Source organism: Pseudomonas sp. A125 (assembly GCF_055409485.1).
Genome location: NZ_JBUZVP010000010.1, coordinates 70,683 through 97,412 on the forward strand (window position 1 = coordinate 70,683; position 26,730 = coordinate 97,412).

The 26,730-nt window shown below is 61.6% G+C and carries 21 protein-coding genes; 9 read left to right on the forward strand and 12 right to left on the reverse strand.

Annotation, left to right across the window (positions count from 1 at the left end; all coding sequences use genetic code 11):
• The first annotated feature begins 10 nt into the window (after nt 1–10).
• From ACZRN6_RS15510 to ACZRN6_RS15520, 3 genes are all read left to right on the forward strand, one after another.
• Nucleotides 11–682, forward strand: coding sequence for a GNAT family N-acetyltransferase (locus ACZRN6_RS15510; protein WP_322148446.1), 672 nt, complete (start codon nt 11–13; stop codon nt 680–682).
• 221 nt (nt 683–903) lie between these two features.
• The gene (locus ACZRN6_RS15515) at nt 904–3,876 is read left to right on the forward strand and encodes an autotransporter outer membrane beta-barrel domain-containing protein (RefSeq protein ID WP_464008345.1); all 2,973 of its coding nucleotides are present in this window, start codon (nt 904–906) and stop codon (nt 3,874–3,876) included.
• A 111-nt stretch (nt 3,877–3,987) separates the two neighbouring features.
• Nucleotides 3,988–5,313, forward strand: coding sequence for an autotransporter outer membrane beta-barrel domain-containing protein (locus ACZRN6_RS15520; RefSeq protein WP_464008346.1), 1,326 nt, complete (start codon nt 3,988–3,990; stop codon nt 5,311–5,313).
• Nucleotides 5,314–5,383: 70 nt separating this feature from the next.
• Here ACZRN6_RS15520 and oadA read toward each other — a convergent pair whose 3' ends face one another.
• Together oadA and ACZRN6_RS15530 are read right to left on the reverse strand one after the other, a co-directional pair.
• Nucleotides 5,384–7,192: a sodium-extruding oxaloacetate decarboxylase subunit alpha gene (oadA, locus tag ACZRN6_RS15525; protein WP_322148449.1), complete on the reverse strand. Its 1,809-nt coding sequence runs from the start codon at nt 7,190–7,192 to the stop codon at nt 5,384–5,386.
• 11 nt (nt 7,193–7,203) lie between these two features.
• Nucleotides 7,204–8,619, reverse strand: coding sequence for an acetyl-CoA carboxylase biotin carboxylase subunit (locus tag ACZRN6_RS15530; RefSeq protein ID WP_322148450.1), 1,416 nt, complete (start codon nt 8,617–8,619; stop codon nt 7,204–7,206).
• Between the two features lie 193 nt (nt 8,620–8,812).
• Between ACZRN6_RS15530 and ACZRN6_RS15535 the strand changes: the two genes are divergently transcribed.
• A complete protein-coding gene (locus ACZRN6_RS15535) occupies nt 8,813–9,787 on the forward strand; it encodes a LysR family transcriptional regulator (RefSeq protein ID WP_464008347.1) in 975 nt (324 codons plus the stop codon).
• On the opposite strand, the gene ACZRN6_RS15540 is transcribed toward ACZRN6_RS15535, so the two are convergent.
• The 3 genes from ACZRN6_RS15540 to ACZRN6_RS15550 form a co-directional block, all read right to left on the reverse strand.
• On the reverse strand, nt 9,717–9,914 hold the full coding sequence (locus ACZRN6_RS15540; RefSeq protein ID WP_003213445.1) for a PA3496 family putative envelope integrity protein: 198 nt from the start codon (nt 9,912–9,914) through the stop codon (nt 9,717–9,719). The two genes, ACZRN6_RS15535 and ACZRN6_RS15540, sit on opposite strands and share 71 nt — an antisense overlap.
• Before the next feature lie 225 nt (nt 9,915–10,139).
• A complete protein-coding gene (gene hexR / locus ACZRN6_RS15545) occupies nt 10,140–11,006 on the reverse strand; it encodes a transcriptional regulator HexR (RefSeq protein WP_003213447.1) in 867 nt (288 codons plus the stop codon).
• A 162-nt stretch (nt 11,007–11,168) separates the two neighbouring features.
• On the reverse strand, nt 11,169–14,042 hold the full coding sequence (locus tag ACZRN6_RS15550; protein ID WP_464008348.1) for a putative bifunctional diguanylate cyclase/phosphodiesterase: 2,874 nt from the start codon (nt 14,040–14,042) through the stop codon (nt 11,169–11,171).
• Between the two features lie 279 nt (nt 14,043–14,321).
• On the opposite strand from ACZRN6_RS15550, the gene uvrD reads away from it, so the two are divergent.
• The 3 genes from uvrD (at nt 14,322) to ACZRN6_RS15565 (ending at nt 18,113) form a co-directional block, all read left to right on the forward strand.
• On the forward strand, nt 14,322–16,505 hold the full coding sequence (gene uvrD, locus ACZRN6_RS15555; protein WP_464008349.1) for a DNA helicase II: 2,184 nt from the start codon (nt 14,322–14,324) through the stop codon (nt 16,503–16,505).
• Nucleotides 16,506–16,696: 191 nt separating this feature from the next.
• Nucleotides 16,697–17,569, forward strand: a complete 873-nt coding sequence (locus ACZRN6_RS15560; protein WP_177090096.1) for a Tim44 domain-containing protein — start codon at nt 16,697–16,699, stop codon at nt 17,567–17,569.
• 136 nt (nt 17,570–17,705) lie between these two features.
• Nucleotides 17,706–18,113: an SMI1/KNR4 family protein gene (locus ACZRN6_RS15565; RefSeq protein WP_003213456.1), complete on the forward strand. Its 408-nt coding sequence runs from the start codon at nt 17,706–17,708 to the stop codon at nt 18,111–18,113.
• 67 nt (nt 18,114–18,180) lie between these two features.
• Here the strand turns inward: ACZRN6_RS15565 and ACZRN6_RS15570 are convergent, their stop codons facing one another.
• Nucleotides 18,181–19,944 (reverse strand): cation:proton antiporter, encoded by a 1,764-nt coding sequence (locus tag ACZRN6_RS15570; protein ID WP_464008350.1) that lies wholly within the window; start codon nt 19,942–19,944, stop codon nt 18,181–18,183.
• Nucleotides 19,945–20,239: 295 nt separating this feature from the next.
• Between ACZRN6_RS15570 and ACZRN6_RS15575 the strand changes: the two genes are divergently transcribed.
• Nucleotides 20,240–20,725 carry an acyl-CoA thioesterase gene (locus ACZRN6_RS15575; RefSeq protein ID WP_464008351.1) on the forward strand — a complete coding sequence of 162 codons (486 nt, stop codon included), beginning with the start codon at nt 20,240–20,242 and terminating at the stop codon, nt 20,723–20,725.
• A 147-nt stretch (nt 20,726–20,872) separates the two neighbouring features.
• Here ACZRN6_RS15575 and ACZRN6_RS15580 read toward each other — a convergent pair whose 3' ends face one another.
• Together ACZRN6_RS15580 and pdxY are read right to left on the reverse strand one after the other, a co-directional pair.
• Entirely contained in the window at nt 20,873–21,913 is a 1,041-nt protein-coding gene (locus ACZRN6_RS15580; RefSeq protein ID WP_464008352.1) for a hypothetical protein, read from the reverse strand.
• 82 nt (nt 21,914–21,995) lie between these two features.
• Nucleotides 21,996–22,868: a pyridoxal kinase PdxY gene (gene pdxY, locus ACZRN6_RS15585; protein WP_464008353.1), complete on the reverse strand. Its 873-nt coding sequence runs from the start codon at nt 22,866–22,868 to the stop codon at nt 21,996–21,998.
• Nucleotides 22,869–22,985: 117 nt separating this feature from the next.
• On the opposite strand from pdxY, the gene ACZRN6_RS15590 reads away from it, so the two are divergent.
• A complete protein-coding gene (locus tag ACZRN6_RS15590; RefSeq protein WP_017476780.1) occupies nt 22,986–23,384 on the forward strand; it encodes a DUF3301 domain-containing protein in 399 nt (132 codons plus the stop codon).
• On the opposite strand, the gene ACZRN6_RS15595 is transcribed toward ACZRN6_RS15590, so the two are convergent.
• From ACZRN6_RS15595 to dksA, 4 genes are read right to left on the reverse strand one after another with little or no spacing between them, the layout of a single operon-like run.
• On the reverse strand, nt 23,378–24,340 hold the full coding sequence (locus ACZRN6_RS15595; RefSeq protein ID WP_464008354.1) for a CobW family GTP-binding protein: 963 nt from the start codon (nt 24,338–24,340) through the stop codon (nt 23,378–23,380). The two genes, ACZRN6_RS15590 and ACZRN6_RS15595, sit on opposite strands and share 7 nt — an antisense overlap.
• A gap of 45 nt (nt 24,341–24,385) precedes the next feature.
• Nucleotides 24,386–25,030: a DUF1826 domain-containing protein gene (locus tag ACZRN6_RS15600; protein WP_464008355.1), complete on the reverse strand. Its 645-nt coding sequence runs from the start codon at nt 25,028–25,030 to the stop codon at nt 24,386–24,388.
• The gene (gene zigA / locus ACZRN6_RS15605; protein ID WP_464008356.1) at nt 25,030–26,235 is read right to left on the reverse strand and encodes a zinc metallochaperone GTPase ZigA; all 1,206 of its coding nucleotides are present in this window, start codon (nt 26,233–26,235) and stop codon (nt 25,030–25,032) included. The genes ACZRN6_RS15600 and zigA overlap by 1 nt, the downstream gene beginning before the upstream one ends.
• Nucleotides 26,236–26,262: 27 nt before the next feature.
• Nucleotides 26,263–26,667 (reverse strand): RNA polymerase-binding protein DksA, encoded by a 405-nt coding sequence (gene dksA, locus ACZRN6_RS15610; RefSeq protein WP_464008357.1) that lies wholly within the window; start codon nt 26,665–26,667, stop codon nt 26,263–26,265.
• Nucleotides 26,668–26,730 lie beyond the last annotated feature (63 nt).

Sequence of the window (26,730 nt, forward strand, 5' to 3'; positions counted from 1 at the left end):
GGAGAGCTTCATGTCGACATCATTGGCCGATTGGAAAGGTGTCCCGGCGCCCACCGTCACCGTTATCGAAGGGCGTTTTATCCGCCTGGAAAAACTCGACCCGGCGCGCCACGGCGATGGCCTGTTCAAAGCCCTGCAAGGCCCCGGTGCCGATCCGAAGCTGTGGGATTATTTGCCTTATGGCCCATTCCCCGAACGCGCCGCCTTCGATGCCTGGCTGAACAACCACGCGACCCACAGCGACCCGTACTTCTTCAGCGTGATCGACCGCGCCAGCGGCGACGTGCAAGGCATCCTCAGCCTGATGTCCATCGTCCCGGAACAGGGGCGCATCGAAATCGGCCACGTGACCTTCGGCGCGCCGATGCAACGTTCGCCGAAAAGCACCGAGGCAGTGTACCTGCTGGCCAGGCACTCGTTTGAGCTGGGTAATCGTCGGCTGGAATGGAAGTGCAACAACGCCAACGCTCGCTCCAAAAATGCCGCCGAGCGGTTGGGGTTCAGTTTTGAAGGGGTGTTTCGCCAGCACACGGTGGTCAAGGGCCGGAACCGGGATACGGCGTGGTATTCGATCCTGGATGGGGAATGGCCGGCGATTGGGGCCGGGTTTGAAGCATGGCTGTCGGATGCAAACCAGACCGGTTCGGGACAGTTGAAGACGCTGGTGGAATGCCGTACCTGAGCCACCCACACTGCCGAACCCTGTGGGCCGGGCTTGCAAGGTTGCTGAATATCTCTGTGGTGAGCGGGCCTGCCCCGCGCGGGGCAAGCCCGCTCACCACAGAAAGCCCGCTCTACATTGGATCACCAACGACGCACCGCCTCAGTCACATCCCCGCCATCATTCTGTAAAAAACCTCCGCTATACAGGTCGACTCTTTTCCAAAAACAAGGTCGCCCGCCATGCCCCCTTCGCCCCAGCGTCTTGCGCTCACTCTCGGCTTGCTGGTCAGCAGCGGTTTTGCCGACGCGGCGCCTGCTCCGACCAAGACGCTGCAGATCGACACGCCCACCACCACCGGGCAAACCCTGGGTGGCAGTGACTCGTTGACCATTTCGGCACCGGGCAGCATCACCACCAGCAAAGTGGCCGTGACCCTGAAGGACAGCACCAGCGGCAAGGGTGTGCTGATCGATAACTCCGGCAGCATCACTTCCACCGGCGGGCGTGCCATCGACAGCAGCGGCGACCTCACCGGCGCGCGCAATTACAGCCTCTACAACCGCGCCGGCGGGGTGATCCAGGGTGCCAACGACGCGCTGCGCATCGACAGCAATTTCGCCAGCGGCAGCCTGTTGATCGACAACAGCGGCACCATTCGCTCCGCCACCGGCCAAGGGCTGGACCTGGATGCGATCCGCAGCCCCAACGTCACAACCACCATCATCAACCGCCTCGGCGGGTTGATTCACGGTTATGCCAGCGACGGCATGAAGACCGGCGCCAATGCCACCATCACCAACTACGGCGAGATTTCTACCGGCGACACTTTCTCCCGGGACGACAAGTTCGACGGCGTCGACATCGACTCCGCCACCGGCGTGACGGTGACCAATTACGGCCTGATTTCCGGCGGGCGCCACGGCATCACCACCGACCTGGGCGCCACGCTGACCAACTACGGCACGGTGATCGGCCGCAACGGCTCGGGCTTTGGCTCCGACGGCGACGGCACGGTGATCAACCACGGCACCATCACGGGTGCTTTCTCCGGGCTGCAGCCGGATGGTGACGGTGACGGTGTGGATATCGACAAGATCGCGCACATCGAGAACTACGGCGTCATCCAGGGCATAGGCGCCGGTGGCGTCGACAAGAATGGCTTTGCCAACGGCAGCGAAGGCATCGCCCTCGGCGGTGGCTACGTGTTCAACGGTGTGGGCGCGCTGGTCAGCGGCGCGAACAACGCAATCCTGGTGGACGATGGCAGCGATGGCCCGGGACTGGCAGCCACAACCCTGATCAACCACGGCACCATCCAGGGCCTGGACGGCTTTGGTGTGAAGTTCGTCGGTGAGTTTGCCGACACGGTGGTCAACGCAGGCTTGATCAGCGGCAGCAACGGCCTGGCCCTGGATCTGGGCGGCGGCAATGACAACCTGACCCTGCTCGGCGGCAGCCGCTTTGTCGGCGTGGTAGATGGCGGCAGCGGCTACGACCGCCTGACCATGGACGACGCCGCCGGCGGCAGTTTTGGCAATAGCCGCAACTTCGAATGGCTGGACGTGAAACAAGGCACCTGGACCCTCACCGGCAGCGGCGATTTCAGCGATGGCGGCGAGATTTTCAGCGGCGCCAAACTGATCAACCAGGGCGGGATCGCCGGCAACCTGACCGTCGATGAAGGCGGTATTTACGCCGGTGGCGGCAGCGTCGGCAGCCTGTTGGTCAAAGGCACCTTGCAGACCAACACCGCACTCGGCACCGCCACCATCACCCGCGACCTGACCATGACCAGCAGCTCGACCCTGGCCTATGGCGTCAACGCCGACGGCAGCAGCGCACCGGTCCAGGTCGGGGGCACCGCCTACCTGAATGGCGCGACCCTGGCGGTCAACCCCGGCACCGGCACCTACCCGTGGCAGAGCCACTACACGGTGCTGCAAGCCGGCAGTATCAATGGCACGTTCGGCAAGGTCACCAGCGACTATGCCTTCCTCACCCCCTCGCTGGACTACAGCCCTACCCAGGTTGGCCTGACCTACACCCGCAACGACGTGGCCTTCAATCAGTTCGCCAATACCGGCAACGGCGCCAGCGCCGCCAACGCCCTGGCGAGCCTGGGCAACAACAACCCGCTGTATAACGCCTTGCTCAACACCAGCAACAGCAGCGCCGGTGCTGCCATCGAGCAACTGGCGGGCAGCAGCACCGCCAACCTGACCAGCGCGACCCTCGGCGCCAGTGCGCAGGTCGGCAACAGCATGCTCAACGCCATGCACCAACTGGGCGGCGGCGCAGGCTTGCTGGTGGGCCTTGAGCAACAAGACACGCCCGTATTGGCCGCCACCGGCGTGCCCGCCAGCGCCCGCAACCTTAACGACCCGAATGCCCGGGGCCGCCTGTGGCTGCAAGGCATCGGCAGCTACGGCAAGCTCGACGGCGACCACGCCAGCAACGGCCTGACCCAGCGTACCAAGGGCAGTGTGCTGGGGGCCGACTGGGCACTCGGCTCGGACTGGCGCGTGGGCGTGCTGGGCGGTTATTCGAAGACCGACCTGGACACCACCGGCGTCGACGGCAGCATCGACAGTTGGCACGCCGGGGTCTATGCCATGCGTCAGAGCGGGCCGCTGGCCTTGCGCCTGGGCGCTGCCTACAGCGGGCACCAGGGCGAGAGCAAACGCACCGTGGCCTTCGACGGTTTCAGCGATCGTCCCAAAGGTGACTACGACGCCAACAGCCAACAAGCTTTCGCCGAACTGGGTTATGCGATGGGCAGCGGGCGCCTGAGCGCCGAGCCGTTTGCCAACCTTGGCTACCAGCGCTACCAGCGTGACAGCTACAACGAAAAAGGCGGCGCCGCGGCCCTGCATGTCGACGGGCAAACCCAGGACAATTTCAGCAGCACCTTCGGCCTGCGCCTGGCCCACCTTAGCCAGCTGGACAACGGCATCAGCCTCACGCCTCGGGTCAGCGCGGGCTGGAAACACACCTACGGCGATGTCGACAGCAGCACCCGCCAGGCCTTCCTGATGGGCGGCACCGCGTTCAACGTGGAAGGCAGCGCGCTGGACCGCGACAGCCTGTTGCTCGAAGCCGGGCTGGATGTAGGCCTCTCGGCCCGCCAAACCCTGGGTGTTGGCTACAGCGGCGAAATCGGCAGCAACAGCCGCAATCATGGCTTGATCGGGCAGTGGCAGATGAGCTTTTAATCGCTGCCCGCTAGAGACATCTCCGGCAAACGAGGGGTGGTTAGCCTGACATTTATCTGCCCTTTACCTCGCTAAATTCCCCAACCTCATACATCAAGAGGTTGGGTTTACATGCCACTCATACAAAAACAACTCGCACTCGCCGTCATCTTCGCGCTGGGGTTCAGCAGCGCTCAATTCGCCCACGCGCGCGAGGATATCGATCCAGACAGCGAGTGGATCGAGATACCGGTTGATGGAAAAAAAACTCAACACCGCCCCGTGCAGCCCGTGCCCGCCGGCGACTTCCACTTCGCCGATCATGCAACCACGCGCAACGGCCAGCGTGTCGCCCAGGTGCTGGACCATGGCGTGGCCACCCTGCTGGAATCGGGAGAGCTCAACGAGTGGCAAGAATACGAACTGGAAAACCTCAGCCGCAGGTTGGCCAACCTTAAGCCCGGGCGATTGGGGGAAGTGCTGGAGCAACTGGCAGGCAGCCAGAATGCCAACCTTGCCAGCGCGACGCAAAACAGCATGACACCGCTCAATACCAGCCTGCTTTCAGCCATGCGCCAATTGAGTGACGAGCGCAACGCCGGCAATGACCAAGGCCATGGCCGCCTCTGGCTTCATGCCCTGGGCAGCGCCGGCAAGCTTGAAGGGCAACACGCCAGCGCCGGCTTGCAGCATCGCACCCGGGGCCTGGTACTGGGCGGCGACTGGGCGCTGGACGACAGCTGGCGAGTGGGTGTGATGGGCGCCAAGTCTGCCAGCGAGCTGAGGGCCGCCCGCTTCAAGGGCGAACTCGACAGCTGGCACCTGGGCGGTTACGCCGTGCGCCAGGACGGGCCGCTGGCCCTGCGCCTGGGTGTGATCTACAGCCGTCATGCCGGTGAAACCAAACGCACGGTGGACGTTGATTTCGCCGGTTACCGCGAGCAGTCCCAAGGCAAATACACCGCCCACAGCCAGAACGCCTTCACCGAGCTGGGCTACCAACTGGACAAGGGCGGCTTTAGCGTTGAACCCTTTGCCGGGCTCGGCTATCAGCGTTACCACCGCGACCGTTACACGGAAAAAGGTCGTTTCACTGCGCTCAATGTCGGTGCCCAGACCCAGGGAAACTTCAGCAGTACCTTCGGCTTACGCGTGGCCAGCGCCTTTGAGCTGGACAACTGGATGACCCTCAAACCGCACCTGAGCACAGGCTGGAAGCATCTTTACGGCGACGTGAGCAGCACAGTGCGCCAGTCCCTGGCCTGGGTAAAACGGCCAGGCTTCAACAGTGACTTCACCCTACAAGGCACCTCCTTGGGCCGCGACAGCCTGGCCGTGCAGGCCGGCGTCGACCTGGCGCTTTCGGCGCAGCACACCGTGGGCCTGGCCTATTCCGCAGAGGCTGGCAGCCATAGCCGCAACCAGGGCGTGAAAGGCCAATGGACCCTGGCTTTTTGATTATTGCAGGCGAAAAAAAGGGGGCACATGCCCCCCCCGAGGTTTAAGCGGTAGTCTTGAAGGCTGTTGATCAGCCTTCGATTTCAATCAGGATTTCGCCCGGGTTGACCCGGTCGCCCTTGGCCACGTGAACGGCGGTGACCTTGCCAGCGATAGACGCCTGGACTTCGGTCTCCATCTTCATCGCTTCGGTGATCAACACGGCCTGGCCGGCTTTCACCATGTCGCCTTCCTTGACCAGCACGTCGACGATATTGCCCGGCATCGCCGTGCTCACATGGCCCGGCTCGGTAGCGTGCTTGCGCTTGCTGCCGCCACTGCTGACAAACTCGTTGAGCGGTTCGAACACCACTTCTTCGGGCATGCCGTCGATCGACAGGTAGAAGTGGCGTTTGCCTTCGGCCTTGACGCCAACCCCGGTGATATCCACGCGGTAGCTTTCGCCGTGCACGTCGATCACGAACTCGGTCGGCACGCCTTCGCCGCCGGCACGGGTTACACCGCCGGCTTCTGGAATCGGCAACAGCACTTCCGGGCTCAAGGTGCCGGCGTCACGCTCCTCAAGGAACTTGCGGCCGATGTCCGGGAACATCGCGTAGGTCAGCACGTCTTCTTCAGACTTGGCCAAGGCGCCGATTTCACCGCGCAGCTTGGTCATTTCCGGCTTCAGCAGGTCGGCCGGGCGAACGTCGATCACCTCTTCGCTGCCGATGGCCTGGCGCCGCAGTTTTTCGTTCACGGTGCCCGGCGCTTTGCCGTAGCCGCCTTGCAGGTACAGCTTCACCTCGTTGGTGATGGTCTTGTAGCGCTCGCCGGCCAGCACGTTGAAGAACGCCTGGGTGCCGACGATCTGCGAAGTCGGGGTGACCAGCGGCGGGAAGCCAAGGTCTTCACGCACCCGCGGGATTTCGGCCAGCACTTCGCTCATGCGGTTCAGCGCGCCCTGCTCTTTCAACTGGTTGGCCAGGTTGGAGATCATCCCGCCCGGTACCTGGTTGACTTGCACACGGGTGTCGACCGCGGTGAACTCGCTTTCGAACTGGTGGTACTTCTTGCGCACGGCGTAGAAGTACAAACCGATTTCCTGCAGCAGCTCGAGGCTCAGGCCGGTGTCGAATTCGCTGCCTTTAAGGGCCGCGACCATCGACTCGGTGCCCGGGTGGCTGGTGCCCCAGGCGAAGCTGGAGATGGCGGTGTCGATATGGTCGGCGCCGTTTTCGATGGCCTTGAGTTGGCACATTGCAGCCAGGCCGGCCGTGTCGTGGGAATGGATGAAGATCGGCAGGTTCTGCTCGGCCTTCAGCGCCTTGACCAGTTCTCCAGTGGCATATGGAGTCAGCAGGCCGGCCATGTCCTTGATCGCGATCGAGTCGCAACCCATGGATTCCAACTGCTTGGCCTGGGCCACAAAGGCCTCGACGGTGTGCACCGGGCTGGTGGTGTAGGCGATAGTGCCCTGGGCATGTTTGCCGGCCGCTTTCACCGCTTCGATGGCCACCCGCAGGTTGCGTACGTCGTTCATCGCATCAAAGATACGGAACACGTCGATACCGTTGACGGCGGCCTTGGCGACGAAGGCTTTGACCACGTCGTCGCTGTAGTGGCGGTAGCCCAGCAGGTTCTGGCCGCGCAGGAGCATTTGCAGGCGTGTGTTGGGCAATGCCGCACGCAGTTGGCGCAAGCGCTCCCACGGGTCTTCTTTCAGGAAGCGTACGCAGGCGTCAAACGTCGCGCCGCCCCAGACTTCCAGGGACCAGTAGCCGACTTTGTCGAGCTTGTCGCAGATCGGCAGCATGTCGTCGGTGCGCATGCGGGTCGCCAGCAACGATTGGTGGGCGTCGCGCAGGATGGTGTCGGTAACGAAGATCTTCTTGCTCATTCTTATATTCCTCACAGGCCTGCGTGGGCGGCGATGGCGGCGGCGATGGCCAGGGCCAGCTCTTCGGGTTTGCGCTTGATCGAGTAGTTGGTCAGCTCTGGATGGCTTTCCACGAAACTGGTGTTGAACTGGCCGCTGCGAAACTCCGGGTTACGCAGAATTTCCTGGTAATAGGCGGCGGTGGTCTTCACGCCTTGCAGGCGCATGTCGTCCAGGGCGCGCAGGCCGCGGTCCATGGCTTCTTCCCAGGTCAACGCCCACACCACCAGCTTCAGGCACATCGAGTCGTAGAACGGCGGGATGGTGTAGCCGGTGTAGATCGCCGTGTCGGTACGCACGCCGGGACCGCCGGGCGCGTAGTAACGGGTGATCTTGCCAAAGCTTGGGAGGAAGTTGTTCTTCGGGTCTTCGGCGTTGATGCGGAACTGCAACGCAAAACCACGGTGCTGGATGTCTTCCTGCTTGACCGACAATGGCAGGCCCGACGCGATGCGGATCTGCTCACGCACGATGTCGATGCCGGTGATTTCTTCGGTGATGGTGTGTTCCACCTGCACCCGGGTGTTCATCTCCATGAAGTACACCTCGCCCTCGGCGAGCAGGAACTCCACGGTGCCGGCGTTCTCGTAGCCCACGGCCTTGGCTGCGCGCACCGACAGGTCGCCAATATAGGCGCGCTGTTCAGGGGTCAACTGGGGGCTTGGGGCGATTTCGATCAGCTTCTGGTTACGACGCTGGATCGAGCAATCGCGCTCGAACAAATGCACCACGTTGCCAAAGCTGTCACCGAGGATCTGCGCCTCGATGTGCTTGGGATTGACGATGCATTTTTCCAGGAACACTTCCGCCGAACCGAAGGCCTTGGTGGCCTCGGAGATAACACGGGGGAAGGCTTGTTCGAGTTCTTCACGGCTGTTGCAGCGACGAATGCCGCGACCGCCGCCACCGGAGGTGGCCTTGAGCATCACCGGGTAACCAATGCGTTCGCCTTCGGTCAGGGCTTCGGCGATGTCGGCAACGTTGCCTTCGGTGCCGGGAGTGACCGGCACGCCGGCCTTGATCATGCTGCGGCGAGCTTCGGTCTTGTCGCCCATGCGGCGAATCACTTCTGCCGACGGGCCGATGAATTTGATTCCACGTTCGGCGCAAATGTCCGCCAGTTCGGCGTTTTCCGAGAGGAAGCCGTAGCCGGGGTGCAGCGCATCGCAACCGGTCTCCACCGCCAGGTTCACCAGCTTGCGCGGGTTCAGGTAACCGGCCAATGGCTCGGCACCGATGCTGTGGGCTTCATCTGCGCGCTTTACATGCAGCGCATGGCGATCGGCATCGGAATAGACCGCGACCGAACGAATGCCCATCTCGGCGCAGGCACGCACGATACGTACGGCAATCTCACCACGGTTGGCGATCAGGATCTTTTTTATCACTTGGAAATTCCCTTGAGCCGATTGCTACCTACTTCGACCCTGAACCGGGTCGGCGCGTGACTAAATGTTTCAAGCCAGTCGCGAGACACACACTATGCCCCTGCAGGGATTAACAAAAATCAATAATAATTGGGTTGTGTATAAGTAAAGACTTATAGTCCTCGCAACGGTGGTCGGCGGGAGTCTTCGAATAATGCGTAAGTCATTGATGCGTATGACATTGCGTCAGTTGCAGATTTTCAATGAAGTCTGTGATTTGCGTTCCTACAGCCGTGCAGCTGAGGAAATGTCTCTCACGCAGCCGGCTGTTAGCCTACAAATCAAGCAGCTCGAAGAGCTGCTGGGCCAGCCGCTGTTCGACTACGTCGGCAAAAAGCTCTATATGACTGAAGCGGCCGAAGCGCTTCAACGGGCCAGCCGGGACATCTTCGGGCGCCTGGAAAACCTCGACATGCAGCTCTCCGACATGCAGGGCTCGCTGCAAGGCCAGCTGAAACTGGCGGTGGAATCCAGCGCCAAGTACTTCGTGCCCCACCTGTTTGCCGCCTTCAAGCGCCAGCACCCGGAGGTCAACCTGCACCTGACGGTGGTCAACCGTGCCCAGGTGATTCGCCGGCTTTCGGACAACCGCGACGACCTGGTGATCATGTCCATGGTGCCCCAGGACATGGGCCTGGAATTCCTGCCATTCCTGAACAACCCGATTGTCGCGGTAGCGCCCCACGATCATCCGTTGAGCCATCAGGGGCCGTTGCGCTTGCAGGACCTGGAGCCCTATACGCTGCTGTTGCGCGAGCCGGGTTCCGGAACGCGGATGGCCTGCGAGGAGTACTTCAAGGAGAAACGCGTGCACTTCACCCAGACGGTGGAAGTGTCTTCTGCCGAGGCCCAGCGCGAGTGCGTAACCGCCGGGCTGGGCGTGGCGTTGCTGACGCGCCACGCGGTCAACCTGGAGCTGGCCACCGGCGGGCTCAAGGAACTGCCGGTGGAAGAACTGCCGCTGTACCGCAGCTGGTGCCTGGTGCAGGCCAAGGCCAAGCGCCTGTCACCGGTGGCCCATGCATTCCTGGGCTTTATCCGCAGCGAGCGGCTACAGATCAGCGCGCTGGCTGAACGCTTCGCTGGGCAGCCGCGGGTGCCTGCCAGTGGAGTTCCGGGTAGTCACTGATGCTCTGTTGCAATTGACGCTGGTCGCAACGGTCTTCAATTGCACGACGGAAGGCCATGCGGCGCTGGTCTTCCTGTTGGCGACGGGTCTTGACGGTGCTGTTGCTTTCTTCGTATTGCCGAGCCATTTCGAGTCTCCCAATGCGAGTACGGGGAGTTCAGGATGGGCTCGGGCAATGACGGTTTAGCGGCACGGGGATGACAGGACGATGAATCTTGCGGGGCTCAAACACGATCAACTGTGGGAGCTGGCTTGCCTGCGATAACAGTGCATCAGCCAATGAAGATGGCAACTGACAGATCGCTATCGCAGGCAAGCCAGCTCCCACATTTTGACCGAGTATGCCCGTGAGTCAGTCGTCGAGGGCCTTGACCGACTTGGGCGACAACCGAAGGCTGCGCAAGCTGCGCTTGACGCTCTTGAGGTGGTTGACCAGGCTCGGGCCGCGCGCCATGGCCACGCCCATGGCCAGCACGTCGATCACCACCAGGTGGGCGATACGCGAGGTCAGCGGGGTGTAGATCTCGGTGTCTTCGTGCACATCGATCGCCAGGTTGACGGTCGACAGCTCCGCCAATGGCGTTTGGCTGGGGCACAGGGTAATCAGGGTTGCGCCGCTTTCACGCACCAGGTTGGCGGTGATCAGCAGGTCCTTGGAGCGGCCGGACTGGGAAATGCAGATGGCTACGTCGCTGGGCTTCAACGTCACCGCCGACATCGCCTGCATGTGCGGGTCGCTATAGGCCGCCGCGGTCAGCAGCAAACGGAAGAACTTGTGCTGGGCGTCCGCCGCCACCGCGCCCGACGCACCGAAACCGTAGAACTCCACGCGCTGGGCCTGGGACATGGCGGTCACGGCTTTTTGCAGCTCCACCGGGTCAAGCTTTTCCCGCACTTCCATCAGGGTGTGCAGGGTGGTGTCGAAAATTTTCAGGCTGTAGTCGGCGACGGAATCGTCTTCGTGAATCGCAAACTGGCCAAAGCTCGCACCCGCTGCCAGGCTCTGGGCCAGCTTGAGCTTCAAGTCCTGGAACCCGGAGCAACCAATGGCGCGGCAGAAGCGCACGATGGTCGGCTCGCTGATGCCCACGCTGTGGGCCAGGTCGGCCATGGAACTGTGCATCACAGCCGCAGGGTCAAGCAGCACGTGATCGGCAACCTTGAGTTCCGATTTGCGTAACAGGTGGCGCGACTGGGCGATATGTTGCAACAGGTTCAAAGGGCTGGACTCTTGTTATTGGCAGACGCCAGGGATGTAGCAAGCTTGTAGTTATACTACAAGAATTACCGATTTGCCCGTTCGATGCATCACTTAATCACGCTGCTGCCCGCTGAATCAGCGGGCAGGCTCGATGTAGCCCCGCGAGCGGCTTGGGCTCAACTACGGAATATCTGCATTTTTTCGTAACAAATCCGCCAGGCCATCCGCTTCCATCGGCCGACTGATCAAATAGCCCTGCACCTCGTCGCAGTGTTCGGCCCGCAGGAAATCCAGCTGCTGCTGATCTTCCACGCCCTCGGCCACCACCTTGAGCGACAGCCCGTGGGCCATGGCGATGATTGCGCGGGTGATCGAGGCATCTTCGCGGCCCTGGCCGAGGCCACGGATAAAGGTCTGGTCGATCTTCACGTAATCCACAGGGATGCGCTTGAGGTAGCTGAGGGACGAGTAGCCGGTGCCGAAATCATCGATGGCCAGCTTCACCCCCAGGTCGCGCAGTTGCTGGAAGGTCAAAATGATGTGCTCGACACTGTCCAGCAGTTGGCTTTCGGTCAGCTCCAGTTCCAGGTACTGCGGGTCCAGACCGGTTTCTTCCAGCACCTGGCGCACCAGGCTGACCAGCTTGCCCTGGCGCAACTGGTGCACCGACAGGTTGACCGACACACGAATCGGCTCCAGCCCCTGGCGCTGCCATTCACAGGCTTGCCAGCACGCCTGGCGCAACACGAACTCACCCAGCGGCACGATCAAGCCGGTTTCTTCGGCCAGCCCGATAAAGTCACCGGGCGGCACCATGCCCCACTGCGGATGTTCCCAGCGTATCAACGCCTCGGCGGCATTCAGCTTGCCATTGGCCAGGCACAGCTTGGGTTGGTAGAACACCGTGAGCTGGCGCTCTTCAATCGCCTTGCGCAGGTGGTTCTCCAGCTGCAAACGCTCCAGGGTGCTGGCTTGCAGGCTGTCGGTATAGAACTGGAAGTTGTTGCCGCCCAGATGCTTGGCGTGCTGCATGGCCATGTTCGACTGGCTGACCAGTGCGGATATTTCCCGCGCATTGTCGGGCAGCAAGCTGACGCCCATCGAGGCGCTGACCACCAGCTCGTGCCCCTCCACCGTCACCGGCACCCGCAACTTGGCCAGCAGCCGCGTGGCCACCCGCGCCAGGCTCGACAGGTTGCCGTAGGCGTCGAACAACACGGCAAATTCATCCCCCGACAGGCGCGCAATGGTGTCGGCCTCGGGCAGCGCATTGATCAGGCGGCGGGCCATCTTCTGCAATAACTGGTCGGCCACTTCATGGCCGAGGCTGTCGTTGAGCAACTTGAAACGGTCCAGGTTGATGTGCAGCAGGGCCAGGCTGCGGCCGCCCTGGCGTACCCGTTGATGGGCTTCGCGCAGGCGTTCGCGGAACAGCGAGCGGTTGGCCAGACCGGTCAATTCGTCGTAATGCGTGAGGTAGCGCATGCGCTCCTCGGATTCGCGCCGCGCGGACAAATCAGCGAAGAAGCCCACGATATGGCTTACGTTTCCCCGAATATCGCGCACCACATTCAATTGCAGCCATTGTGGGTACAGTTCACCGTTCTTGCGGGTTTCCACCAGCTCGCCCTGCCAGGTGCCGTGGCTGAGAAGCGCCTGACGGATCACCGGAAAGTGGCGCCGTGCGTCGCGGCTGCTGGGCAGCTCGACGACATTACGGCCGATCATGTCGTCAATGTCGAAGCCGGTGACGCGGCTGAACGCCTGGTTGACCGCTACCAGCACGTAGCCCGGGTCCAGGATCACAATGCCTTCGCTGGCCGCCTCGAATACCGTCGATGCCAGTCGTTGCTGCTCCTCCAGCACTTTGCCCGCACTGATATCCCGGCGGGTGCCGAGCATCCGCGTAACACGCCCACTTGGCGAGCGCTCCACGGCGCGGCCACGGTCCTGAATCCACACCCAATGGCCAGCGCCATGGCGCACCCGGTATTCCACCAGGTAGTCCTCGCTGCGGCCTTTAAGGTGCTCCACCAGCGCGCGCTTGAGCAGCGGCAAGTCGTCCGGGTGCAACCGCGGCTTCAGATGACTGAGCATCGCCGTGACGTATTCCGGCTCAAGGCCAAACAACTCCTTGAGTTGGGTGTGGTGGACCTCGTCGGTTTGCAGGTTCCAGTCCCACAGGCCCAACTCGCTGGCCTGCAATGCCATCGCCAGGCGCGCTTCGCTTTTGCTCAGGGCCAGGCTGGCGGCATCAAGCTCCTGGCTGCGCTGATCGACGCGGTGTTGCAGGCCGATCTGCGCTTCGCGCAGTTCCCGCTCGACCTGGCGCCGCTGCTCCACTTCGCGCACCAGCTCCTGGTTAAGCTGGGCGCTGCGCTGCTGCGCTTGCTGCAAATGCTCGATCAGCGCCTGGTTCTGGAAGCGCCGCAGCAACCCGCGTTGAATCAGGCGATTGACCTGCCACGCCACCAGGCTCAGGGATGCCAGCAAAATCAGGCCCAAAAAGCCCCAACCCTGCTGCTGCGGGTCGCCGCTCCAGAATAAATAGAGGATGGCCGGCACCAGGCAGGGCACGGCAAACGACAGGAACGCCGGCAGGCTGACGGCGTAGGCAACGCTGGCGGACAAGGTCGCCGCACCCAGCAGGCCGAATACCCAGGCCTGTTGCGCAAAACTGTCTACCGGCACCAGGGCAATGGCGGCGCTGGCCAACGTCAGGCCACTGACCGCCGAGCCGAGCATGAACATGCGCCGCCAGATCGGCTGCGCCTGGCGGCTCGGCATCGCCGAGTCAAACGCCGCCACCTGAATCACTCGCAAGGCTACCAGCGCCAGCAGCCACACCAGCCAGATACTGTCCAGCAGATAACGCGGCGGGCTCCAGAGCAACCAGGCGCAGACCAGTCCGTTCACCAGCATTAACAAGGTAGGCAGCAGGGAGCCCTGGTAAAGCAGGCGCGTGCGCTCGACCGCCATTTCCATGGCGTACTGTTTGCGGATAACCTGCGCCGGCGCCAACGAAGGGCCAGCCAGGTCGATGCTAAGGGTCATAGGCAGTGTTCTTATAATGGTGAGCCCGAAACGTGCACGGAGCATACACAAGCAAGTGCCTGGGCCAAACTGCTCCACGTCATAAAAATATTGCAATAATTGCCCGCAAACCTTGGAGCCAGACAGCTTGAGTGAGACGGGGCGCGGGCTGCAGCGCTTGACCGACCGGTCATCACCGTGAACAGATTTGCGGCTTATCAAATATCCTGGCTGAAATTTTCCCGTGACCATCCGGCATTGGCATTTGCCCGACTCCCCCGGGCACCCTAGAATGCGCCGATGCGCGATGATCTCTCCCTTTTGCTGAACTCCCTCAACGATGCCCAACGCCAGGCCGTAGCCGCCCCCGTTGGCCGTCAGTTGGTCCTGGCCGGTGCTGGCTCCGGTAAAACCCGAGTGCTGGTGCACCGTATCGCCTGGTTGATCCAGGTTGAGAACGCTTCACCTCATTCCATCCTGTCGGTGACCTTCACCAACAAGGCCGCTGCCGAGATGCGCCATCGCATCGAGCAGTTGATGGGTATCAGCCCGGCCGGCATGTGGGTGGGCACCTTCCACGGCCTGGCGCACCGCCTGTTGCGGGCCCATTGGCAGGAAGCCGGCCTGGCCCAGACCTTCCAGATTCTCGACAGCGACGACCAGCAACGGCTGGTCAAGCGGGTGATCCGCGAGCTGGGCCTGGATGAACAACGCTGGCCGGTCCGCCAGGCCCAGTGGTTTATCAATGGCCAGAAAGATGAAGGCCTGCGCCCGCAACATATCCAGGCCAGCGGCGACCTGTTCCTGGCCACCATGCGCAGCATTTATGAAGCCTATGAAGCGGCCTGCCAGCGCGCCGGCGTCATCGACTTCTCCGAGCTGCTGCTGCGCGCCCTCGACCTGTGGCGCGACAACCCGGGCTTGCTGGCGCACTACCAGAAACGTTTCCGCCACCTCCTGGTGGACGAATTCCAGGACACCAACGCCGTGCAGTACGCCTGGTTGCGCCTGCTGGCCAAAGGCGGCGACAGCCTGATGGTGGTGGGCGATGACGACCAGTCGATCTACGGCTGGCGCGGCGCGAAAATCGAGAACATCTACCAGTACAGCGACGATTTCCCAGACGCCGAAACCATCCGCCTGGAGCAGAACTACCGCTCCACTGCCGGGATCCTCAAGGCCGCCAACGCCTTGATCGCCAACAACACCGGGCGCCTGGGCAAAGAACTGTGGACCGACGGCGGCGAAGGCGAGGCGATCAACCTGTACGCCGCCTTCAACGAGCACGATGAAGCGCGCTACGTGGTGGAAACCATTGAAAGCGCCCTGAAAACCGGCCTGGCCCGCAGCGATATCGCGATTCTTTACCGCTCCAACGCCCAATCGCGGGTATTGGAAGAAGCCTTGCTGCGCGAGCGCATTCCGTACCGCATCTATGGCGGCCAGCGCTTCTTCGAACGCGCCGAAATCAAGAACGCCATGGCCTACCTGCGCTTGCTGGAAGGTCGCGGCAACGATGCGGCGCTGGAGCGGGTGATCAACGTGCCGGCCCGTGGCATTGGTGAAAAGACTGTCGAGGCGATTCGCGACCACGCGCGCCACAGCGATGTGTCGATGTGGGAAGCGATGCGCCTGCTGATCGCCAACAAGGGCCTGACCGGCCGTGCAGCCGGCGCCCTGGGCGGGTTTGTCGAGCTGATCGAGAACCTGGCCGCCAAGTGCATGGAGATGCCCCTGCACCTGATGACCCAGACCGTGATCGAGCAGTCCGGCCTGATCGCGTACCACGAAGCGGAAAAAGGCGAAAAAGGCCAGGCCCGGGTAGAAAACCTTGAGGAGCTGGTCAGCGCCGCGCGTGCGTTCGAAAACAACGAAGAAGACGAAGACCTGACGCCACTGGCGGCATTCCTCGGCCACGCGTCTTTGGAAGCCGGCGACACCCAGGCCGACGAGCATGAAGACAGCATCCAGCTGATGACCTTGCACAGCGCCAAGGGCCTGGAATTCCCGTACGTGTTCCTGGTGGGCATGGAAGAAGGCTTGTTCCCTCACAAGATGAGCCTGGAAGAGCCCGGCCGCCTCGAAGAGGAACGCCGCCTGGCCTATGTAGGCATCACCCGGGCCATGCAGAACCTGGTGATGACCTATGCCGAAACCCGACGCCTGTACGGCAGCGAGACCTACAACAAGGTGTCGCGCTTCGTACGCGAGGTGCCGAAAGGGCTGATTCAGGAAGTGCGCCTGTCCAACAGCGTCAGCCGACCGTTCGGCGGCGGCCAGCAGCAGAACTCCAGCAGCATGTTTGCCGGTTCGGAAATCCCCGAGACGCCGTTCAGCCTTGGCCAGCAGGTCAAGCATGCGATCTTCGGCGAAGGTGTGATCCTCAACTTCGAAGGCGCCGGTGCCCAGGCCCGGGTGCAGGTGAACTTCGCCGAAGGCAGCAAGTGGCTGATGATGGGCTACGCCAAGCTCGAAGCAATCTGAAACAACTGTAGAACATGAAGGATGTTGCCCCGCCCTTGTATTTGGCAGCGGTGGGGCCAATATCTGTAATAAGTCCTACAGACGATTCGGTACTGGCCCTACGCAAAAGCCCGAAACACTCTGCCGCTAGCCACTGACATCACACCTGTGCAACATGGCGCGCGTGCAATCCACAAATGGGAATTCCCTTTATGAAACGTTTTCTTAGCATCGCCATGGCGTTGTGCATCGGCCTGACGATGAGCCTCGACGCCAACGCCAAGCGCTTCGGTGGCGGCAAATCCATGGGTTCGGCGCCGAGCCACCAGACCAGCCAAATGGCCCCATCCGGCGGCGGCATGGGCGGCGCAGCTGCGACCGCTGGCGCTGCCGGTGCCGCAGGCGCTGCTGCCAAGGCTGGCGGTGCTTCGCGCTGGCTGGGCCCTCTGGCCGGTATCGCGGCCGGTGGCCTGCTCGCGTCCATGTTCATGGGCGGCGGCTTCCAGGGCATGCAGTTCTTCGACATCCTGATCATGGCGGTCATCGCCTTCCTGATCTTCCGCTTTATTGCCGCCCGTCGCCGCAAGCAGCAGGAGCACATGGCTCCAGCCGGCGCGCCGATGCAGCGTGAAGTGTTCGAGCAAAAGCCTGCCCTGAACTCGATGTTCGGTGGTTCGGCCGCACCTGCCGCCGCTCGCCCGGTGATCAACGCGCCAGCCTGGTTCAACGAAGAACGTTTCGTCGAAGCGGCCCGCAGCCACTTCCAGTCCCTGCAGCAACACTGGGACGCCAACGAAATGGACAAGATCGCCGAGTTCGTGACCCCGCAGCTGCTTGAGTTCCTCAAGCGCGAACGTGCTGACCTGGGTGACGGCTTCCAGTCGACCTACATCGAAGACCTGAAAGTGCAGCTTGAAGGTGTGGATGACCGCGCCGACAAGACCATTGCCACCCTGACCTTCAGCGGCGTGTCGAAAACCTCGCGTTTCGACCAGGGCGAAGTGTTCAGCGAAAGCTGGAACATGGAACGTCCACAGGGCGACAACCAGCCTTGGCTGGTCGCCGGTATCCGCCAGAACGGCTGATCCCTGCACGCTTTGAGTGCGCTGTAACAAAAACCCCGGACTTGTCCGGGGTTTTCTATTTCACGGTTGCACTTATAGCGAGCTACTGTATAAAACGCCCCTATAAACCGCGCCATCTAGCAAGAGGATCCCGGCCGTGGAAGAAGTTATCGAACAATTGCGTGAAGCCAACGAACCGGTACCGGTTCCTCTGGAGCTGCCTGACGAAGACCAACTGGTGGAAATCGAGGAACAACTGTTCATCGATATCCCGTTCGTCTTCCGTGAATTCCTGTTGACCGTCAGCGATGTGGTCTACGGCAGCCTGGAGCCGGTGACCGTCACCGACCCACAGTCCCACACCTACCTGCCAGACGTTGCCGCCAACGCCTGGGACGCCGGTGTTGACCGCAGCATGATCCCGATCTGCCAGGACGGCGACGACTACTACTGCGTCGAAGAAGACGGCACCGTGGTGCTGTGGTCCGGCGAAGAAGAACTGGTCACCGAAGAAACCTGGGAATCGGTGTGGCACTGGGCACGGGACGTCTGGCTGGAAAGCTAAGACCCGTTACCTGTAGTGAGCGAGCTTGCTCGCGCCGGGCTGCGAAGCAGCCCCCCGCCGGGCCCACTCAGTGCCCCGGCGTGTCCTTATGGTTATCCAGAGTCTCCAGCAAGGCGACCTGCATCCGCGTATGCACGCGGATGAACCAGCGCCAGAGCACCGCGGCCACTGCCGCCGTCACCACGGCGATCAGCACCAGCAACTTGTTGGTCGGCAGGATGCTGGCCGACAAGGCTGCCAATAGCAGGAAAATCACCAGCAGCGACAGAATCGGGATCACTTCGGCGATCACCCGGCGCACGCGCTGGGTATGCCGCCCGGCCATTTCCGGCTTCACGCTCATCTCCGCCAACAGCATCGACAGCGCCTTGAGCTTGCGGTACGCCGCAATCAAAAACGGCAGCGACAGCAACAACGCACCACCCCAGATCAATGCCTTCTGCCAGCTCGGGTCACTGACCCAGCCTTGCAGATAACCGCCAATGCGCGCCGCGAAAAAACTGCCGGCAAAGAAGATCGCCACCACCAGCGCCAGGTTCACCCCCACCTGCAAAATGATCTTGCGGATCATCGACGCCAGCATCGCGCCCTCGCCTTGCGGCTGAATACTGCGCAGCCACTCGCCATACATCCCGAACACCCGGCTCATGCGCTTGGGCATCACTGCGGCTATCTTCAGTGACAGCGGGTCGGCGCCACGAATCAGATACGGCGTGAGCAACGTGGTGATCGCTGAAACCGCCACCGCCACCGGGTACAGGAAGTCACTGGTGACCTGCAACGTCATGCCCAGCGCGGCGATGATGAATGAAAACTCGCCAATCTGTGACAGACCCATCCCCACCCGCAACGAAGTGCGACCATCGTTACCGGCGATAAACGCTCCCAGGCCACAGGACAGCATCTTGCCCAGCACCACCGCCACGGTAATTACCGCAATTGGCCAGGCGTATTGCAGGAGGATCTGCGGGTCGATCATCAGGCCAATTGCCACGAAGAAGATCGCACTGAACATGTCGCGAACCGGTTCGATCAAGCGCTCAATCTTCAGCAACTGTCGGGATTCGGCCATGATTGCGCCGATCAGGAACGCGCCCAGCACCATGCTGTATTCCAGCTTGACCACCAGCAGGCAGAAGCCGAAACACAGGCCCAGCACGGTGATCAGCAGCATCTCGTTGCTTTCGAACTTGGCCACGTACTCCAGCAAACGCGGCACCAGCAAAATCCCGATCACCAGCGCGACGATCATGAACAACGAGAGCTTGCCGACCGTGGAGAACACCTCGCCGGAGCTGACCGTGCCGCTGACAGCGATGCTAGACAGCAAGGCGATAATGCCGATGCCGAGGATGTCTTCGACGATCAACACGCCAAAGATCAACTGGGCAAACCGCTGGTTTTTCATCTTCAGGTCATTGAGCGCCTTGACGATGATGGTGGTCGAGGAAATCGCCAGGATGGCGCCCAAGAACAGCGAGTCCATGGTGTTCCAGTCGAACCAGCGGCCGATTTCGTAGCCGATCCAGATCATCAGGATGATCTCCAGGAACGCCGCAATAAACGCCGTGGCGCCGACCTTGAACAGCTTGCGCAGGCTGAACTCCAGGCCCAGGCAGAACATCAGGAAGATCACCCCAAGCTCGGCCAGGGTCTTGATCGTGTCTTCGTCGTGGATCAAGCCAAACGGTGGGGTGTGCGGGCCGATGATGAAGCCGGCGACGATGTACCCCAACACCACCGGCTGCTTGAGCCGATGGAACAGGATCGTCACCACCCCGGCCACCAGCATGATCACGGCCAGGTCCTGGATAAAGCTGATGGCGTGCATGGCGAGGGGCTCCTTGAGGGGTACTGGCGCTTTTCCCATTTCCACGCACTGGCCCCGAAAGGTCGCAATGAACGGAAAGAAAAGTCTGCCTTGATCGTAAGAATTACCCATGAGAGGGGTTTTTGAAGGGTAACACCGCGACTTGCGGCAGAAAGCCGGTGCAATATATGGAAACAGATCGCCCCTGGCGTGACGGCAAGCCAGGCCCCAGCGTCCCGTTATGAATGGCTCTGCAAAGATTCCAGCACCCGCAGAGGTGCCTCCCCACCCAATGCCTACAACCCGTGAGTGTGCTATGGAACCCGGAAACACCCAGCTGTCGATGACAGTATTGATGACCCCTGACATGGCCAACTTCTCAGGCAATGTGCACGGCGGCACGTTGCTCAAGTACCTCGACGAAGTGGCCTACGCCTGCGCCAGCCGTTATGCCGGCCGCTATGTGGTGACCTTGTCGGTGGACCAGGTAATTTTTCGCGAGCCGATCCATGTCGGCGAACTGGTGACCTTCCTGGCCTCGGTCAACTACACCGGCAACACGTCGATGGAAGTGGGGATCAAAGTGGTGACCGAAAATATTCGCGAGCGCTCGGTGCGCCATACCAATAGCTGCTTCTTCACCATGGTCGCGGTGGATGACCAGCGCAAGCCAGCCGCCGTGCCGCCGCTGCAACCGCAGAACAGCGAAGACAAGCGCCGGTTTGTGCAGGCCCAGCAACGCCGGCAGATTCGCCAGGAGCTGGAGAAGCGCTACCAGGAAATCAAGGCCGAAGCTCCCTAGGTCCCCAGCTGTAAACCCAGTCAAAATGTTGGAGCGGGCTTGTGTGGGAGCGGGCTTGCCCGCGAATACGGTATGTCAGTAACGAATATATTGACTGGCCACCGCTTTCGCGAGCAAGCCCGCACACACATTGGCTCTAAGGTGTTCTTAGTAGCGCCAGCACTTGTCAAAATGTGCACATACACCAAAGCGCTGATCCAACTGCGCCATACGCTCAAGATGGTGATTGACCTCGTCAAGCATCACGCTTTTTTTGGCATCCGCGTAATACTTGTCCATCAGCGTATCGTTCGCCTTCACCAGCTCTTTTATGGCGCTGTCCTCAGGCTGCATCCACTGCTCCAGGGTCGCATCTTCGGTACCGCCCAAGCGCAAGCTGTACACATCCTTGTACAGCCCCAGCGCCCGCGCCTGGCGACCGGCCGCTTCTTGATTGGACAGTGCATAGTTCTGCCGATACTGGGCCCAGTAGTCCTCTGGCAAGCTAAACGCTCCCATTGCCGCCTTGCGCTTGACGATCAATGCATCAAGTTCTTGAGGCGAGGTCTGCGGGCGGTCCGGGCTGGCCGCTTCGGTGGCGATCACCGACTGCACGCGGGATTCGACGATACGCTCGATCAACACCTTGCGCTGCGGGGTCTCAGGTATCGCCTTACCGAATATCGGGCTTTGGCCTTGGCACGCCGGCATCCCGGTTTCGAACAGGGGTTGCGGGATACGCACGTCCTTGCCGTCAAACCGTGAAAGGCGTTGAAACAGTGTGGAGCAACCGCCCTGTACCGCGTTGAAGGTCACTTCATATTCCTCACCCGCCTTGGGCGTGAAGCTGAACGCCTTGCCGCAGACGGACGCGCCGCCGATGGTGTTGATCATCAGCATGGTTTTTTTGCCCGGCTCCAGCTTGAACTCCAGCAGCCCACGGGCCTTGGCCGGCGGCGGCACGAGCATGTCTACCCGGCGCTTGGTGTCGACCATCAAGATGTTGTTGAGCATGCCAGTGGTCTGGCCCTTGCAGTGCTGCTCATCATAAATATCGACGGTGGTGTTCGAGGTGTTGGAAATGAACCGCAACTTCGCCGCGTCAGGCTCGGTCGAATCGGTGTAGGTGCCTTGGGCGCAACCGCCGAGCAGGGAAGCCAGCGCCAGCGCAGTGAAGGCGCGTGCCGAAGGGAATAGGGATAGCGACATGGTTCTTCCTTGAGGGGCGCAGAGGGCAAAAAGACGGCCGATGGTACCGGACGCCCTTAGCCTCGCTCAATCAGGAATTTGCCTACAGCCCTATCGGCGTTGCCTCAAAGCGAACCCGTGGATGGGCAATCCGGTCCTGGGCTCGCACCAGTTCCAGCTCATAGCTGGCGCACGCTTGGGTTTCCAGCAGCACTTCGTGCACCGCTGCAGCGGTGAACTCAAAGGCTGCTACCAGGCTGTCGCCCAACAATACCCGCGCCAGGAACAAGCCTGAGGTCAAGTCACCCACGCCCACCGGCTGGCGCGGGAACGCCAGCAACGGCCGGCGCAGGTGCCAGCTGCCGTCGGCCGTTACCAATAGCATCTCGAAGCCGTCCGGCAGTTTGCCGGGGTAATCCAGGTGCTTGACCAACACTGCTTTCGGGCCCCGGGCCAGCAACGCACGGGCCATGCCCAGGCAATCGAACAGCGACTGCGGCTTGCGCCCGGCAAAGCTGTCCAGCTCCAGCTGGTTGGGGCACAGGAAGTCGGCCATGGCCGCTGCTTCGTCCAGCAGGAAGTCGCTGACTTCCTGGGGCACGATGCAGCCCTTTTCCGGATGGCCCATCACCGGGTCGCACAGGTACAGGGCCTTGGGGTTGATCGCCTTGATCCGCGCCACGCCGGTCAGGATCGCCCGGCCCTGGGCGGCGCTGCCCAGGTAACCCGACAGCACCGCGTCACAGTTGCCCAGCTCACCGATCGCCGCGATGCCTTCCACCAGCGCAGGAATTTGCCGCGGCGCCAACACTTCTCCCGCCCACTGACCATACTGAGTGTGGTTGGAGAACTGCACCGTGTTGAGCGGCCACACGTTCACCCCGACCCGTTGCATGGGGAACACGGCGGCGCTGTTTCCGGCGTGGCCAAAGACCACATGAGACTGGATCGCAAGCAGATGGGGCGTACGTTTCATGCAGGGGATTTCCGTAAAGCGGTTGAAATTCTGGCTGCGCAGTATGCGACTAAACGCGGCCTGTACGACAGGCCGGAGACGCAGTTAAGCTGGCCTTACTTTGTTGGAGCTCATCGAATGCTGACCCTCGGAAATATCTTCGTGCTGATGCTGCTGGCGACCGGTGCCGCCTGGCTGTGGCACAACCACGGCCTGCGCGAGCGGGCGCTGGAACGGGTCAAGCAGCACTGCGCCAAGCTCGACATCGAGCTGCTCGATGGCGCGGTGGCGTTGAAGCGCATCGGTTTTGTAAAAGATGCCAGCGGTCGCCGGCGCCTGGCACGGATCTACAACTTTGAATTCACCGTGACCGGCGAAACGCGGCACCCGGGGACCATCACCCAATTCGGCGCCCACAGCGCGCAAATCGAGTTGGCGCCCTACCCGTTCGAGATCAAGACGCCGCTGCCCAGCGCCGAGATCATCGAGTTAAGCCAGTGGCGCCAGGAGCATGGCAGCAGCAAGACCCGTCACTGACGACAAGCGGCTAACGCACGCTGCAACTGCGCCACATCCTGCGCTTCACTGAAGATCAATTCGATACGCGAATCCCGACGCCATTCGCTGGGCTGCCAGGCCAAAGCGCTGTTATCCACAGCGTTGGCCGACAACCAGCCGTCCAGGCTGTGGATAACCAGTTTCGCCCGCCGCCAGTGCAACGTCTCCAGCCATTGTTGCAGGTGCTGCCGGTCGAATGCTTGGCTTGGGTGCCAGCGCCAGCCAATGCTCCAGCCATCCTCCTGGCCCTGACTGAGACAGATCGGCGTTGTCGGATCCGTCCAGATCGCCGGCATTTGCCCCACGCCCCTGGGCACCTCGGCGTTATCCACAGCCGCTACGGCTTGAGCGTTCAAGCCCGGTAACTGCGCCAACGGCAGTTGCGCCTGCTGCGTCCAGTAGATAGGCCGCTCGGGCAATTGTGCTTCAACCGCCACGCGCTGTGCGTCACTCAGCGCTTCCTGCTTGTTCAATACCAGCAGCCCGGCGCTGGCCAATACTTCGCGCTGGGCCACCGGTAACGGCCTGCCCACCGCCAACGCCTGGGCGTCGAGCACCAGCACGCACGGCTGCACCGCCAGCACCTGCTGCCAGGGCGCTTGCCGCAGTTGCTTGAGCAGTTGGGCCGGATGCCCCAACCCGGATGGCTCGATAAACACCCGGTCGGGCTTGGCCTTGCGCAACAAACGGCCCAGCCCTACCTGGAACGGCGCCCCGTTGACGCAACACAGGCAGCCACCCGCCACTTCACCGAGGGCGATACCGTCGTCATCACGGGTCAGCAACGCTGCGTCCAGGCCAATCTGCCCGAACTCATTGATCAACACCGCCCAGCGCTCGTTGGCCGGGCGTTGGGCCAGCAGGTTTTTGATCAGGCTGGTCTTGCCGGCGCCCAATGGCCCGGCAATCACATGGGTGGGGATGTTCTGCAGCATGCTGGGCATCATTCAGACCGTGTAGAGAGGCTTGATCCTACCCGGTTACGCCAACCAATCCAGCGTCAGAATCAACCGTCGCTGCTCGGTTTGCAGTTGCGGCGAGCGGTGGATCAAGCCAAAGCCTTCGTTGCCGTGCCATTTTTCGCCCTTGAGCAAAGCCACCTCACCGCAGTGGATTTGCTCAATGCGTTCATCCGGCTCCGCGCTCGCCAGGCTCAGGTGCCGCCGCTCCATCACGCCTTCACGCAACCACTGGCTGCCGATGCCGGCGTAGGTGGTGATCAGCCGCACCGGCACACGGTCCACGTGAAAACGCGGGCACATGGCCTTGTCCAACAGCCGTAAACGTACGCCGATGCGCTTGGCGCCCAGCAAACAGGCAAAGGCGCTGACCAGCCACGAGACATCGGCGATAAAGCCTTCGTAGCCTTCAAGATCGCGGCAACCTGAGGCGAAATCCTGCAAGTTTGGCTCGGCATCTTCGCTGTTCAGTTCAACCACCAGCGACTCGGCCAACGGCTCATTGAGCGCCACCAGCAACGCGCCGAACTCGGCGATGTGCAGCGGTAACTGGCGCTGCCACACGGCAAGGTTTACCCCGTCTTCAAGGATATCGGTGAGCACAGCCGGGGCTTCGCCGTGGACCTGGCGAATCACCGGGCGCAATTTCAGTGTCGGTGCCAGCATCAGGCTGCCTCTTCGAACCAAGGGCCAAAAGGATCAGCCAACAAGCGCCAGCCTTCGACGCCGGTGGCCATTTCATCATCAGTGAGCAAGCAGGCATCCAACTCGGCAGTCATCTGCGCGAAGTCGATGTTCTGCCCGATAAACACCAGTTCCTGGCGGCAATCGCCGGTGGTCAGTTGCCAGTTGTTCATGATCGCGGCGACGCCTTCCTCGTCCTGCGGCCATTGGGTTTTCGGCACGAAGCGCCACCAGCGCCCAGCAAACCCATGGCGCATCAGGCCGCCTGCCTGCGACCAGCTACCGGCGTCCTGATGTTTACTGGCCAGCCAGAAAAAGCCCTTGGAGCGCAGCAGTTTTCCATTCACCCAAGGCCGGTCGATAAAGTCGAAAAAGCGCTGTGGATGGAACGGGCGACGGGCGCGATAAGCCGTGGACGCGATACCGTATTCTTCAGTTTCCGGCACGTGCTCGCCGCGCAACTCCTGCAACCAGCCGGGGGCCTGGGAAGCACGCTCGAAGTCGAAACGGCCGGTGTTGAGGATCTTCGCCAGCGGTATTTCACCCATGACCATCGGAATGATTTCCGCCTGGGAATTCAGGCGCTCAAGGATCGCCATCAACTCCTCACGCTCGCTGCTGCTGATCAGGTCGATCTTGCTGATCAGGATCACGTCGGCGAATTCGATCTGCTCGATCAGCAGGTCGGTGATCGAGCGCTCGTCCTCTTCACCCAGGGTTTCGCCCCGTGAAGCCAGGCTTTCAGCGGCTTGGTAGTCGAGCAAGAAGTTCATGCCGTCGACCACGGTGACCATGGTGTCGAGCCGGGCGATGTCCGCCAGGCTCTGGCCGTCTTCGTCGCGAAAGGTGAAGGTTTCGGCCACCGGCAGCGGTTCGGAAATGCCGGTGGATTCGATCAACAGGTAATCAAACCGACCTTCCTTGGCGAGCTTTCCGACCTCATCCAGCAAGTCTTCACGCAGCGTGCAGCAGATGCAGCCGTTGCTCATTTCCACCAGTTTTTCTTCGGAACGATTGAGGGTGACGTCGCGCTGGACCTCACTGCCATCAATGTTGATCTCGCTCATGTCGTTGACGATCACCGCCACCCGCAGGTTTTCGCGGTTGCGCAGGACGTAGTTGAGCAGCGTGCTTTTGCCAGCGCCGAGGAATCCGGACAGCACAGTAACGGGGAGACGATTGGGCATCAGGTATTCCTCATCAGGGTTGGCCGGTCAAATCGCCCGTTGATGGCGTTCGCGCAGCTCTTCACGTTCTTTGGCTTCGATACACAGGGTGGCCGTGGGGCGCAGCAGCAGGCGCTTGAGGCCGATGGGTTCGCAGGTTTCACGGCACCAGCCGTATTCACCGCGGGCCAGGTGTTCCAGGGCTTCGTCGATCTTGTCCAACAGCTTCTTTTCGCGCTCCAGCAGGCGCAGTTGCCATTGGCGCTGTTCTTCGGCGCTGCCCACATCAGCGGGGTCGCTGTTGGGTTCCTGTTCGCGCAGCACCATGAATTCAGCGTCGATACGCGCTTGCAGCTCGTTGCGCTGGGCCAGCAGCAGCTCGCGGAAGAAGGCTTGCTGGGTTTCACTCATGTAGTCGGCGGACGGTTGGGCGAGAAGGTCTTGTTCGGTCATCGGAGGTAGTTCACGGGTCAGGCTGTTTTTTAATGTTATAGTATAACAATGCAAATAAGCCAA